The sequence below is a fragment of the Flavobacteriales bacterium genome (genome assembly GCA_016700415.1).
Lineage (GTDB): Bacteria > Bacteroidota > Bacteroidia > Flavobacteriales_F > PHOS-HE28 > PHOS-HE28.
On the sequence record CP065018.1, the window covers coordinates 760,331 to 773,179 of the forward strand.

Sequence of the window (12,849 nt, forward strand, 5' to 3'; positions counted from 1 at the left end):
ACAGTGAATTCGGGACGTGGATGCAATGAACACCGACACGCTCGCCACCCTTCGGCATCACAATGAACGCGACAGGTTGATCCGACAAGTGACATTCAGTTTGCACGGGCAGGCACACGTTGTCGCGGGGTACACGGATGACTATGCTCCAACTGACGGCGGCTCATTCTGGCTTGAGTTGGACAGCCTCGGTACGATCTATAGCCATAGCACCACTTGGCCGGGATTTGGGTTGGTCCGATCCAACAACGACAGCGTGAATCAGCTTATCACTATGGCATTGGCGGCGGCTTCCCAGCCGGGCCACTTTGGGGTGAGGTATCCCCTGCCACCAGAACCTGAGATCGAGACCGTGCAGTTCATCGCCAACGATTCGCTTTCGAAATGATGGATGCAGATGATGAGACCGGAGAGACCCTGGCCATTGCTACGACCTTGACGATGGTTCGGAAGTTGGATCAGAACTGACACCTTACTTTTGAGAGTATGAAAGTCCCGATAAGTACGATGAATGATGCTGACGGCAACGTGCAAGCCGTTGTGGTCCCGGTCGAGGAATGGAAAGACCTTGTTGAGAAGGTCCGTAGCTATGAGCAGCTGCTAAAGCTCAAGAGCCAGCTAAGCAGTGCGTTGGATCAAGTGGCGCGCATGCGAACCGGGAAACTCAAAAAGCGGACCCTTAAGGACGTGCTGCGTGAAGCATAGCGTGATCCCAACGCCCGCGTTCGAGAAGGAGTTGCGGCCGCTTCTTAAACGCCATCGGTCCTTGGCCAAGGATCTGCTTGCCTTGCAGAAGGAGTTGGAAATACGCGCCCCTATTGGCACAAGCCTTGGCCAAGGGCTATACAAGATCAGGCTGGCCATTACCAGCAAAGGCAAGGGCAAAAGTGGTGGTGCTCGTGTAATTACCTATGTCGTTACGGAAGACCACGAGGTTTACCTGCTCAGCATCTACGACAAAGGCGACTACGATACCGTGGATACAAAGGCCATGAAATTGGTGATCGCCGAACTGAGGAACCAGAAACGCAAAGGATGACGCGATCCAATTTGCCATACCATACACGCCAAATGCCCAATGCCGCCGTGCTGCACTCGTCCCGCCTTAGCGGGAAGAAGAAGCCCAAGACCGCCGACTCACCCAAGGGCGCGGACATCGCCACAGGCTTAGCCTGCCCCGGGCAGCGACCCGGGGTGAAGTTCCTGGTGGATGTGGTGGATGAGACCGGCGAGACCGTGGCCATTGCTACGATCTTGACGATGGTGAGGAAGTTGGATCAGAGCGCATGACCGGCTTGAACGCTCTTGATTCTTTGGGCGTGCCCCGGCTCAAATGCAGCCGGGTCCGGCTTTCCGCTGCAAGTCCGCACTCGTCGTTCCTCCTCGCTTGCGGGCTTTCCGCTTCAATCCGTCACGCGAAATGCACCATGGAATCGATGACTCTACTCGACAACTACCGGCAAAGACTCCGTTCCAACATTGAGCAACTACATGCTTCAGGCAAAGTCGTTGTATACAAAGGATATCAACGCGAGATCTTTTCGGGCACTGGTCTAGATCTCTATCTGAACCCAACGGATGCTGACGGCAACATCGACCCGCTTTCCATTGAAAGCAATAAGAGAGCGGTGTACAAGGAGTTGATCAGCCCCGCCGCCCCTTTCCTCATTCTGTTCGAGCAGCTTGCTTTCGCGATTGAGAATTCGTCATTCGACCCAATCAACGAGAACTTGGTTATTGTCGAGGACAACCTACGCGCCCTATTTCCATACGCGGTGGCCGCGCCGCTCGCAGTCGATGGCGAGATTGACGGAGAACAGGTTTTGACCCCGCCGTTGAACAGCTATGCACAGGTCATCACTATTGGCGAGAAGCAATACACTACTTATGTCTCTTCACCTGAACAGGTCAGGTCGCAGTCACTCTTCTCAGATTCTGTGGAACCTGAACGGGTCTATCAGAAGGACCACCCAAGTCTCGTAGATATCGAAACCGATACTACCTCCATTGACTTATTGATCAACGAGTCTTTGCTCACTTCAAATGTTCCCGCGGTATGCGTGGAACTCTCGCAGTGCGACCCCATGTTCCCCCTTCTTGCTGAGAGATTGGCGATCCTCAATGGCTGTTTCCAAGAAGCTGGTGGGCATTTGTGCTTCTACTCTGGCCAGGTCACTGTGCAATCGGCACAGTCCGGCATACGGTTGATGGAATTGCTCCAACGTTACTGGGGCCCGAGTGCCTCATTTCGTCCGATCAATTTTTATTCACGTCCCGAGGTTTCGAAGGCAACACATCAAGTGGGCCAAGACGTGATCGTGGACCACATTCTTGCCCAGTGTGATAACGCCTCCAAGAAGAGGGACTATCGTGACATTTTCATCACTGCCCCTACAGGCGCTGGCAAGTCGTTGCTTTTCCAGTTGCCGGCCTTTCACCTTTCCGAGCTTGGCCAGGTGACTGTGGTAGTGTCACCATTGATCGCCTTGATGAAGGATCAAGTACAGGCCATCATACGCGATAGGAACTACAGCAAGGTGGCATACCTGAACAGTGAGCTAAGCCTAGTCGACAGGGAGAGGATCATTGAGCACGTCAAGCAGGGAGATATTGATGTCCTGTACTTGTCACCCGAGTTGTTGTTGTCATACGACATCAGCCATTTCTTAGGGGAGCGTAAGCTCGGCCTGGTAATCATCGACGAGGCCCATTTGGTAACAACATGGGGCCGTGACTTCAGGGTAGACTACTGGTTTCTGGGCAATCATCTACGCAAGACTAGGAAGTACAGTGGCCATGACTTTGTCATCATGGCGTGTACAGCTACTGCCGTGTTTGGCGGTGCGAACGACATGGTGTTCGACTGTATGGACAGTCTCTATCTGAAGAGTCCCATATACTTCATTGGTTCCGTTACACGCGACGACATCCACTTCGTCATTGGGCGGGAAGAGAGTCCGGAGAAGGGTTTTGATGCGTTCAAGATTAAGCAGACGACGCAACTGTGCAAAGACGTCCTTGCGAAGACAAATCTTAAAGCACTTGTCTACGCTCCGTACGTTAAGCAGATCACGCAGATTCAGGATGGGCTCGATGCGGATGAGAAGGGTCAGGTTAGCCTGTACTATGGGAGTTTGGACATGGCATCGAAGAATCACTACTTCGACGAATATCTTGATGGGAGGAGGCGCCTGATGCTAGCAACCAAGGCATTTGGGATGGGCATTGATATCAAGGACATCGAAGTTGTTTACCATCACGCACCCTCAGGACAGTTGGCGGACTATGTGCAAGAGATCGGCAGGATTGCGCGCGACCCTTCACTGGAGGGTTATGCTCTCATCAATTTTTCGGCCCGTGATGTGCGATACATGAACGTACTTCACGGCATATCGTCCATCAAGCCATGGGAGTTACGTGGGGTACTCGATAAGCTGGCCAAGGTGTACCAACGCGAACGAGCAAAGAACCTGCTATTCTCCGTTGATGATTTCGCCAACATCTTCCCTGATGTATTGGACCTCGGGCAAAAGGTCATGACCGCATTGATGATGATTGAACGGGACTATCTCATCAAGTCCCGGTTCAATGTGATCATCGCCCGACCGAAGAAGCTATTCACCCGTGTGTTTGCACGAATCGAACGCGACTTACTGTCCACGTTCCTTCGAGAATACCGCGCGACATGCACGGAGATTCCATATCAAACTGGTGGCCCCGATAATGCATATGCCTTTATTGAGATTGATCTCGACCATCTCTGGAGGTTGCGGTTCCGTGATATCAGCTTCCCGATGCTGAAGGCGAAGTTCTACAATCGGACTCTCTTTGGTGCACAGGCCACAGCGGTGGTGCCGCAATTGAAGTTCACCTTCAAGTTGACGGGCGAATTTGACCACGCCATGAAGCAGTTCCAGCGCTTCCTAAGCCTAGTGTTTGAGTTCTTCTCATCAAGCAACAGCTATTTCAAGGAAGAGGACTTAGCCGCGTACCTGAGGCGCAACGGGTACGACGAAGCCAGAGCCAAGAGTATCAGTCAGCGGCTGCTCGCCATGTATGGTAGCCATCGCGAATCCAGCCAGAAATTGTATGACCCCAATGCATTCCTTCAAAGGAGGCACTCTGCTGAACCGGGTGTTGCTGAGTACACGGTGTTCAGAAACATGCATCAAGCAGAGCATCAGCAACTGCTGCGTCTCGTCCAGAAGATATTTGACCAGGCCGGTGAGAAATACGTGCGTTACGCTGGAAAGGATGAAGGATTCGACGGTCGCTTGATGCGTCTAGGCTACCTTATGGAAATGGCAGAGGCCGGCCTATTCGAGACCGTTGGAGGAGAAGCTCCTATGGTCTTTGTGCGTTTGAACGATCCACGAAAAGTGCTCTACGATGCAAGGAACCCGCACTATTCCAACATCCTTCTTGCAGACGTTCACAGGCGCCATCACGTAAGCGTGGACATCTTCAAGCACTTCTTCCTTCGCGACATGCCAGATGAGACTAGGTGGAACTTCGTCGAGGATTATTTCCTTGGCAAGGACACTGAAGAGCTCTTGGAACTCTACCCAGGTGAAGCCCCCGGGTCGCCGAATGATATCGTGGCCCTGTTGCCATCATCAGAATCGAGTGGCTCTGAGAGCAACCGCGGTCCGGCAAACAATGTACCTGTCTTTTTTCCCCCAACCACTGGTCGTAATTACACCGGCAAAGACCTGCTTACCCTGCAAGGGAGCAAGGGTTCCGAGACCAAAACCGTATCCCAGTGGATTAAGGATGCTCCTGTAGACTTGGCATTGGCAAGGGATGAGAATAAGCTATCTCTCGACTATGAATCCTTCACGGTCCTTGAGTCCATTGTCACGCAGGATGCTAATTACATGAAGAGGAAGAAGGGCTTTGAACACAAGACGAGTTTGGTTCCTGGTGGCATCGTTAAACCTGCGCGCAGTCACTTTCTGGAGGATCCGGTCAAATTCTACAAATGGTATTGCGCCAACCCCACCGCCCTATTCCTGACTCTGAAGGACAAGATTCTGATCTATCAAGAGGTTTACAACCGGAACAAGGGTGTCCTGCGCGGGGAGCATCGAAAGCTGCTTGCTGCCAAGAAATAGCCCCCCACTTAGCACGATTGTGCGCTCGCGACTTAGGACTCCGCGAACCTTTACTTGCTTCCTTCGAAGTAGTACTTCACGCAATCAATGGCGATCCACTTGCCATGCCCGCTAATCCTATGATCCGTTGGCCACGTAGCGCTGTAGCACGCGCCGGATTGCCTTCTTCATCTCCGCAAGCGTTAGGGTGGCAAAGCAGTCTTTCTTAACTCGGCGCACGTCTCCATCCGCGATCTGCTTTGTCGTCTCAATCGAGAAGCGCCCTCCCACCATCGATGTGATGTTGACCTTGTACTTCGCGGTCCCAATGCGCGCACGGTATCGGACTACGCTCCCCTTTTGTCGTAAGGTCCAATCGCAGTGCAGCAGCACGCCCTCTAGGGCTTGTCTGAACTCCGAAGCGCTATCAAAGCGCTTAGAAGGATCAACATCCATACAGCGATTGACTATGCGCTGCACTTTCGCCGGTACGTAGGGGCGATAGCGTCCTCGGTTGGGATAAGTGCCCGCAAGGATCATATCGATAAGCTCTCCAGAGTCAGTTACCTCCGGCAGGAATGCGTCCCCGTTGATCATCCGATACGCCGTTAGCCCAAGAGCATATTGGTCGGACAGCTTGGTCATTCCTCCACCCTGAACTACCTCCGGTGCTAAGTGAGTTCGATAGCCAAAGGGCGAGGCCGTTCCATCCACTGAGAGTTTGGTTGCAAGCCCGAAATCTGAAAGCTTACCCCTATTGTTTCCGTCGATAAGAACGTTCCCCGGCTTGATGTCTCTGTGAATGAACTCCCTGGCGTGCGCATACTCCAGCGCCCAACAGACATCCTTCACCAGCCCAATACACTTGGTCAATTGGATGGGTGCACTTCGATAGACCTGCTCAACCGACCCGTGTCTCAGGTACTCCATTGCCACGTAAAGTGTGCCGTCATTGAGTCTCCCCGCGTCTTCTACACGAACAATGTGTTCGTGCCGCAGCTCCATCAAGGCACGAGGCTCATTGTAAAAATCACTAGGGTCCGTGACGCTCTTTACGGGAACGAACTTCACCGCTCGCTGAACATTCAGTGCGTGATCTTGCACGAGCCAAACCTCACCAAAGTGGCCCGCCCCTAGTCGTTCAAGTCGCTCAAAGTCTGGCATCAGCTCAAGAGGGTAGTAAGGCTATGGCCGCGACGGTCGCTTCTTGAAAGTTCGGCACATTGAGTTCCCCAAGTTGCAGTCTACCTGCGAACACGCGGTCGAGGTACCGTGCAGGCTCGGTGAAATCAGGGATTGCTCGCTTTATCTGGGCTTTCACCATCTCCTTACATTCGATGCCAAGCTCAGTGTTCAGGTACTCCTGAACTACCGCTTCGATCTGCAAGCGCTCGCACGATTTGTTCCTTGCATTGTGCTCGATGATCTTGATGCAGGCTTCGTCTATGCCTGCCTGCTGCATGACCTCGGCCATCTGCCTGCGAACCCAGGTAAGCGCCGCAGGCCATGTTGCACCAGCCGGGAGCTTGAACCGCCTATGCTGCACACAGCCCGGATTGGATTGCGTCCCTTCCAGGACAACAACGGAGAAACCATCGGGAAACGAACGTATGCCTAGTACCATCTTCGGTTGATTGCGCGGACCCGTGGACCCACATACAAGGATATGGTTCCAGCCGCGTACATCGGCTCTATCAAGTCTGCTTCTTCTGTCGCGCTTAAAATCGATCATACCTCATCCCGGCGCTCGCGTGTTTAGCGAGTGCCTCGTCATTCCGGCCTCCGGCCATCCTTTTCCTGTCCGACCAAAGGATCATCGCGAGGTTCGACCCACCTTGAACCGGGCTTCCACTTCTTCCTGAGAGAACATGCGCCCGGCTTTGAAGTCAGCCTCTGAACGAGCCGCGCGGGCGGCAATACCATCTCGCAATACAACTACACCCCATCTACTCGCTCTTTTTCACCGATGCTTCCCCAAAACAGTTGTCCCATAGCTACGGCTATGCAACAACTATTTTTGATCGCCTCGATAAAAAATAGCTTCGCATCTTAGGGTGCATTCGTATCCCGAAATGGTATGAGCACCTCCTTCCACCGCGATGCCTCTTGATCTTGCTGAATGAATGCAGTGACACGGGACAGGAAGCCGGGGTCATGCTGTTCCTCGATCAACCGCTTCAACCGTGCTTGGAGAATAGGAAGCGGCTCCGGCTCCTTCAGCACCAACCCGCTGATGTCCGGCTCATCATCCCCGTAGGAGTTCTGTCCAAAGATCGCGGCGGCGGCTATCAGCGCCTCTTCCTCTTCTTCCGTGCGTCCCGGCGTCTTGGCGCGCAGCAATTCCAAAAGACGCTTCACCTTGGTCAGCACGTTGGCGTCGTTGGTGGAGACCAACTGCTGCACGAGATCGAGCTTGAGGGCTTGGATATCCATGGTGCATCAAAATTAGCGGTCATCGGCCGACACGACGAATCAGCATCTTTCCCCATCCCGGCGCTCGCGTGTTTCCCGAGTGTTTTGTTTTCCGCCTCATGCCCCGAACATCTCTATCTTTGAGATCATGAAAGTCCCCGTGAACTACGTGAATGATGCCGATGGCAATGTCCAAGCTGTTCAGGTCCCTGTGGAGGACTGGAAGAAGCTATTGGAAAAGGTGCGCCATTATGAACAGTTGCTCAAGTTCCGTTCCACGCTGAGCAATGCACTTTCGCAAGTGGCACGGATGCGTACCGGCAAGTTAAAGAAGCGCACCTTGAAGGACGTGCTGCGTGAAGCATAAGGTCATACCGACACCAGCGTTCGAGAAGGAGTTGCGGCCCCTTCTTAAACGCCATCGGTCCTTGGCCAAGGACCTACTTGTATTGGAGAAGGAGTTGGAAGCTCATCCGGCCAAAGGCACGGCCCTCGGGCACGGGCTCTACAAGGTCAGGTTGGCCATCACCAGCAAAGGGAAGGGCAAAAGCGGCGGTGCACGGGTCATCACCTATGTCGTTACGGAAGACCATGAGGTATACCTGCTCAGCATCTACGACAAAGGCGATTACGATACCGTGGACACCAAGGCCCTGAAATTGGTTGTCGCCGAGCTGAGGAAAGAGAAGCGCAAAGGATAAAGCCGCCCCGCTTTCTGAGGGCGCTAGAGGGTATGGGCGCGAGTGCCTCGTCCTTCCGGCCACCTTAATAGCCAAAGCCAGAAGGCATAGGACCATTGACCAAAAGCCCAAACCAAACCACCGACATAGAAGGCCAAGAAACGTAACCCACGTCGGGTAAGACAACAGCGCAGGATGATCACCGCTGTGGCGCGGCCCGCTCCCCCAACACGAACGGGAAATCCTGTCCGCCCATGCGATGTAGGATCGTCCACCACATGGCAGTTCCCCTTATTCGCCCCCGAACAACGAAATTTGCCACCGATCGATCGGTCGAACGGGGAACGATGCTCGAACCAAGCACACCCTGAAGCAGCCGATCAGATCACCCAATATGCAAGAAAAAGAAGTGCTGCGATCGATCCAGAAGGTATTAGCCAACATGCCCGGCGACTGGCTGAAGCTCACCACCCATCGGCTGGATATCTATGATGAATCGCGGGCAAAGACCCAGTTCCTCGCTGAGTTCGAGCGCGTGCTGCAGGACGGTGGTGCCGGGCCGGATGCATGGGCGACGCTGCCTACCGCGTACGATTACATTCGGTTGGGCCATCCCTTGTCCTCGATCCTGGAATGGGCGATCGCCCAGTTGAACGGGTTGCGAGCGGACTATGTGATCAGTTTCTCATCGCGGATGATGCCGGTGTTGGCGGTGTTGCGGAAGAATTTGTTGGACAAGAAGCAGACCCGGATCGTGCATACGGAGGAGTTGCCCGCACATTTCGACGCAACGATCTTGCGTGCAGTTTATGGGTATGCGTTCGAGCTGGTGCGCATGGAAGTGGGTGAAGAGATCCCGGCATTCAGCGGGTCCACGATCCTCCTTTCGCAACAGCGCCTTTTCGGCAAAGTGGAATTCCCTGCGAACGTCGACTTCTTCGTGGGTACACACGCCACGATGGGGAGCGTGATGCTGGTCAATGGCGAAGCGAATGCGGCTTACATCAAGGAGATCCAACATGTGCGGCGCAGGGAATCCATTGCCATGACACCAGCTGATTGCCACTTGGCCTTACAGATGATGGTGGATGGGCCATCCATTCCAAACCCGAAACACGATCGCGCAAGGGACATGGCCAAGGTGCAGGCGTCGATCCAGCAGATCACGAACTCCCCTACCAAGTCGCTCGTTGCCTCCAGTGGTCTTTCCATGCAATACGCCATCATGATGGGCCTCGTGCACGATGCACAGGAAGTACACCCGGGGCAGCACATCCGTTTCATCGTACCACCGAATTGCTACGGCGGCACCAACGACCAAGCGCGGCGCGTGGCGGCCTGCAATGAACACGTGGAGATCGTTGACCTGCTCGTGGACGGCGATAACGAACTGGTTCGGAGCCTCGAGGCGATCTTGGAACAAGTGGCCAAGGAGGATGCCATTCCATACATCATTGCAGAGATCCCGACCAATCCCCGCGTGGAGGTGCCCGACATGGAGGCACTGCGCACTGTGCTGAGCAAGAAGCGCAAGACAGCGTCCGGTTTTTTTGCGGTGGATCCGGTGTTCATCCTGGACCAGACCTTCTGTCCGAACGTGCATTTTCTTGGTGATGGTGACCTGCTCTCCACGGTGCGCACCATCGCCTATGTCAGCGGGTCCAAGTTCCCGAGCGGGGGGCTTTGCACAGCTGGCTATTGCGTAGGCAATGCACTCACGGACCGCTTGATCGAAAAGATCGACCTCCACCTTCGCCTCTGCGACAACGAGGCGACAGATCTGCAATTGGAGATCTTGGCCAAGCAGCTACCCTCGATGAACCAACGCATTGCGGATGCCTACCGGAACACCCGTGATTTCGTCAGCTTCATCCAACAAACCTTGCCCGGGGCGAAGATCAATTTCGTGAGCGACGAGCTGGCCGAGCAAGGGTTCACGCCCTCGGTATTCGCGCTGGACCTTCCTGCCCAAGGCAACACGGATGAAGAGCGGGAAGCGCACAAAAGAGCGCTGAACCTGAAACTGATCCACCGGATGATCACGCAGATCCCGCAAGAGAGCAAGTTCTGTGTGAGCTACGGGCAGCTGAAAGGATGCTACTGGACCATTCCCGCCACCTCCACGCAAGGCACCACCAAGGAAGGAGATAAGGATTACATCGTCCGCGTGGCCGTTTCCCCGGACCTGGACCTTGAACTGCACAAGCAGGTTTTTGCGGGGTTTGTGGAGGAGGATGTGGTGGTGAAGATCGGTTCTCAACCACAGTAGGGTCTGCCTGAGCAGGGTCTTCGCTTCGAGAGCCTGCGCTTTTGACCTTGACCGCTGGGTCCCCCCCAGAGCGCGGGAGACCCTGCGGAGGTTTCGCCTGCACCCAACCACGTTGGACCAACATTTGCAAAGCGTTCGTTGAACTGCTTCCGTGTTGAACTTCCGAACCGTGAATCACGCCACGCACATAGCACTCGCATTGCTGCTGCTCGCTGCCTGCAAGGAGCCCAGTTCGCAACGACCTGTATCCGCGCCTTTGGCAGCTTCGGATGGTGTAGTGATAGCGCCGGTGCCGAATGCCCCGGTGGACACTGCGGCACAAGTACAGCCTACAACAATTGCACCTGCGACAGCCGCAGTGCCATACGTTCCGGAACCGCACGAGGGTTGCTCGGAGTACATCGATGGCAATGCTTCGGGCATGCGGGCAGTGCGGTACCTGAAGCCTGCGGAACTATCCGCACATCCGGAGAAGATCACCGATGAACTGCCATCGCTCTGGATCTTGGCCGAGCAAGGCGCCCCGGTGAGCATCGCGGACGATTTCGAGCACGGTATTTCCACCGAGCACCGGCACATGCCTGATACGCTGTCCATAGAGGTATGGATCTATGCTGAATGCGCAGACCGGAAGCCATATGCGGTGCAACGGTACGGCATATGGCGCACCGCTGAAGGAAGTCCTGAGTGGCGCCGCCGGTAGCCTCACACGGAGCGGTAACCCTGCGCAAGTTCCAGGGCCTCCCCTCCTTCGCCCCCTTCAATCCATCAGGCAGCGCAGGCAGAACCCGAGCTGCTGGTCGAAGCCGAAGCGGCCGATACCGGTATTGTTGTTCTGCAGGTAGCGGCACCAGGCCTTGTCCGTCGTGCTCACCGTAGTGCTCCACCAGTATCCGTAGTACGGCAGGTCGTAGAAGAAGCCGGTATCACTATCCCTGTTCCCGCCGGGAAGTGCCGCGAAGCCGCTGCTGTTGGAGGCACCGTTATTGGGGGCGACCCACAGCGAAAGGCTCTTGAGCTGGCCGCCCACATTGGGGATGGTGCCGCGCCAACTGGTGGCCGACAGTTCCGTGGGAAGCATGCCCAAGGACAGTTCCAGCGCCTGCCAGTCAGCGTCCGTGGGCACGTGCCAACCTTGGGGGCAGATGCGGACATCGGATGCGGCGAACCAGTTGTACAGTTTGCCATACAGCGCATCGTACGCCGTATCGTTATTGTAATTGCTCCATGCTCCGGTACCCAGTACGGTCCATGCCGTGGTGTCCGTTACGTTCGGGATCTCGGCACCATCGCGGTACCGGGTGGTGCGCAGGTTCTCCGCCATCCAGCATTGGCCGCCGATGGACACCACCGGGTAGGTATTGCCATCAATGTCGGTAACACTGGGGGAATCGGCACAGACCAGTCCGTTGGCCAGTTGGATCGTCCGGTCCGCGCTGACCGTGGGCACCTCGTTGATCCACCCGCTGGCGGCCTGTCCTCCGGGCAAGGTGGCGTAACCGGTGATCCCGAGCTCGTCACCTGGCGTCCAGGGGAAGACGTCCCGGGCATCCTTGAGCATCAGGTTTCCATGGACGGCCCCGATGTTCACCAAGTGGACCGGGCCCGCATGCCCTTCGCCCACCATTACCGTGCGGATGGAGCGGCGTTTGCCATTCAGCTCCGCCCACAGCAACTGCACACCGGGCTGGCCACCCCACAGTTGGAACCGCTGGGTGCCGGGGGTAATGGGACCTTGATAGTTCGCCACTTCCCGGCCCGACGCATCGCTCACGCCCATGCGCAGCACACCGGCCTCGTTCACGTACAGGTCCACGTTCATGCGGTCACTGTAAGGATTGGGGTGGCCGGGGCCGAGGGTGATGCCGTCGCGATGCGCCGTGGCCCCTGCGCCGATGCCGGTGGACCCGAGCACCAGCACGGTATCCGGGTAGTAGAGCGTGACATCACCACCTTGGGTCAAGTTCAACACAAGCATACTGTCCAGCGATACGGGATCTCCTTGGTACTGGCCGGTGAAGGTGAGCGTGATCACTTGTGCCTGCCCGTGAAGCAGGCAGCTGAACAGGGCTACGGAGAGCAAGTTGCGAAGCATGGCGCGGTGTTTCAAGGTGTTTTTTTTTGGAAGCGGCGCAAGATAAGATCCCGACTTGCGCTCGAACATGACTTTTGTCGCTGGCTGCAGCCGGGTCCCATCCCGGCGCTCGCCCCCGGAGCTTTATCCGGGGTCGCGCGTGCCGCGTCATTCCGGCCGCCGGCCATCCACCTACTGCCCGATCCCGATGCGGACCTTCTCGAAGCGCACATGGTCCACATCGATGGGCTTGCCGCGTGCCTGCCCCGGTGTGGGCCGTTGAACATGGCAACGAAAGTGCGCCTCCCGCCAACGGACAAC

General features: G+C 55.7%; 13 protein-coding genes. 9 read left to right on the forward strand and 4 right to left on the reverse strand.

Annotated elements, in window-relative coordinates:
* Window positions 1-25 precede the first annotated feature (25 nt).
* The 5 genes from IPP95_03060 to IPP95_03080 all read left to right on the forward strand — a co-directional run bounded on the left by IPP95_03060 (window position 26) and on the right by IPP95_03080 (window position 5,114).
* Entirely contained in the window at window positions 26-388 is a 363-nt protein-coding gene (locus IPP95_03060) for a hypothetical protein (protein QQS73226.1), read from the forward strand.
* Window positions 389-486: 98 nt separating this feature from the next.
* Complete coding sequence (locus IPP95_03065) at window positions 487-705, forward strand: hypothetical protein (GenBank protein QQS73227.1); 219 nt, start codon at window positions 487-489, stop codon at window positions 703-705.
* On the forward strand, window positions 695-1,039 hold the full coding sequence (locus IPP95_03070; GenBank protein QQS73228.1) for a type II toxin-antitoxin system RelE/ParE family toxin: 345 nt from the start codon (window positions 695-697) through the stop codon (window positions 1,037-1,039). Before IPP95_03065 ends, IPP95_03070 begins: the two co-directional genes overlap by 11 nt.
* Window positions 1,036-1,290 carry a hypothetical protein gene (locus IPP95_03075; protein ID QQS73229.1) on the forward strand — a complete coding sequence of 85 codons (255 nt, stop codon included), beginning with the start codon at window positions 1,036-1,038 and terminating at the stop codon, window positions 1,288-1,290. The genes IPP95_03070 and IPP95_03075 overlap by 4 nt, the downstream gene beginning before the upstream one ends.
* Window positions 1,287-5,114, forward strand: coding sequence for an ATP-dependent DNA helicase RecQ (locus IPP95_03080; GenBank protein QQS73230.1), 3,828 nt, complete (start codon window positions 1,287-1,289; stop codon window positions 5,112-5,114). Before IPP95_03075 ends, IPP95_03080 begins: the two co-directional genes overlap by 4 nt.
* A 117-nt stretch (window positions 5,115-5,231) precedes the next feature.
* Here the strand turns inward: IPP95_03080 and IPP95_03085 are convergent, their stop codons facing one another.
* The 3 genes from IPP95_03085 to IPP95_03095 form a co-directional block, all read right to left on the reverse strand.
* Complete coding sequence (locus IPP95_03085) at window positions 5,232-6,257, reverse strand: serine/threonine protein kinase (GenBank protein QQS73231.1); 1,026 nt, start codon at window positions 6,255-6,257, stop codon at window positions 5,232-5,234.
* A 4-nt stretch (window positions 6,258-6,261) separates the two neighbouring features.
* Entirely contained in the window at window positions 6,262-6,567 is a 306-nt protein-coding gene (locus IPP95_03090) for a hypothetical protein (GenBank protein ID QQS73232.1), read from the reverse strand.
* 575 nt (window positions 6,568-7,142) lie between these two features.
* Entirely contained in the window at window positions 7,143-7,526 is a 384-nt protein-coding gene (locus tag IPP95_03095) for a hypothetical protein (protein ID QQS73233.1), read from the reverse strand.
* A gap of 127 nt (window positions 7,527-7,653) precedes the next feature.
* On the opposite strand from IPP95_03095, the gene IPP95_03100 reads away from it, so the two are divergent.
* The 4 genes from IPP95_03100 to IPP95_03115 all read left to right on the forward strand — a co-directional run bounded on the left by IPP95_03100 (window position 7,654) and on the right by IPP95_03115 (window position 11,157).
* Window positions 7,654-7,872 (forward strand): hypothetical protein, encoded by a 219-nt coding sequence (locus IPP95_03100; GenBank protein QQS73234.1) that lies wholly within the window; start codon window positions 7,654-7,656, stop codon window positions 7,870-7,872.
* Entirely contained in the window at window positions 7,862-8,206 is a 345-nt protein-coding gene (locus tag IPP95_03105; protein QQS73235.1) for a type II toxin-antitoxin system RelE/ParE family toxin, read from the forward strand. The genes IPP95_03100 and IPP95_03105 overlap by 11 nt, the downstream gene beginning before the upstream one ends.
* A 373-nt stretch (window positions 8,207-8,579) precedes the next feature.
* Complete coding sequence (locus tag IPP95_03110) at window positions 8,580-10,454, forward strand: PLP-dependent transferase (protein QQS73236.1); 1,875 nt, start codon at window positions 8,580-8,582, stop codon at window positions 10,452-10,454.
* A gap of 169 nt (window positions 10,455-10,623) precedes the next feature.
* A complete protein-coding gene (locus IPP95_03115) occupies window positions 10,624-11,157 on the forward strand; it encodes a hypothetical protein (GenBank protein ID QQS73237.1) in 534 nt (177 codons plus the stop codon).
* Between the two features lie 57 nt (window positions 11,158-11,214).
* Here the strand turns inward: IPP95_03115 and IPP95_03120 are convergent, their stop codons facing one another.
* Complete coding sequence (locus tag IPP95_03120; protein QQS73238.1) at window positions 11,215-12,549, reverse strand: fibrobacter succinogenes major paralogous domain-containing protein; 1,335 nt, start codon at window positions 12,547-12,549, stop codon at window positions 11,215-11,217.
* Window positions 12,550-12,849: the final 300 nt, after the last annotated feature.

Bases quoted from the DNA above. Each gene is read 5' to 3' on its own strand.
- IPP95_03060 (QQS73226.1), top strand. From the start codon at position 26: ATGAACACCGACACGCTCGCCACCCTTCGGCATCACAATGAACGCGAC.
- IPP95_03065 (QQS73227.1), top strand. From the start codon at position 487: ATGAAAGTCCCGATAAGTACGATGAATGATGCTGACGGCAACGTGCAA.
- IPP95_03075 (QQS73229.1), top strand. From the start codon at position 1,036: ATGACGCGATCCAATTTGCCATACCATACACGCCAAATGCCCAATGCC.
- IPP95_03080 (QQS73230.1), top strand. From the start codon at position 1,287: ATGACCGGCTTGAACGCTCTTGATTCTTTGGGCGTGCCCCGGCTCAAA.
- IPP95_03085 (QQS73231.1), bottom strand. From the start codon at position 6,257: ATGCCAGACTTTGAGCGACTTGAACGACTAGGGGCGGGCCACTTTGGT.
- IPP95_03090 (QQS73232.1), bottom strand. From the start codon at position 6,567: ATGGCCGAGGTCATGCAGCAGGCAGGCATAGACGAAGCCTGCATCAAG.
- IPP95_03095 (QQS73233.1), bottom strand. From the start codon at position 7,526: ATGGATATCCAAGCCCTCAAGCTCGATCTCGTGCAGCAGTTGGTCTCC.
- IPP95_03100 (QQS73234.1), top strand. From the start codon at position 7,654: ATGAAAGTCCCCGTGAACTACGTGAATGATGCCGATGGCAATGTCCAA.
- IPP95_03110 (QQS73236.1), top strand. From the start codon at position 8,580: ATGCAAGAAAAAGAAGTGCTGCGATCGATCCAGAAGGTATTAGCCAAC.
- IPP95_03120 (QQS73238.1), bottom strand. From the start codon at position 12,549: ATGCTTCGCAACTTGCTCTCCGTAGCCCTGTTCAGCTGCCTGCTTCAC.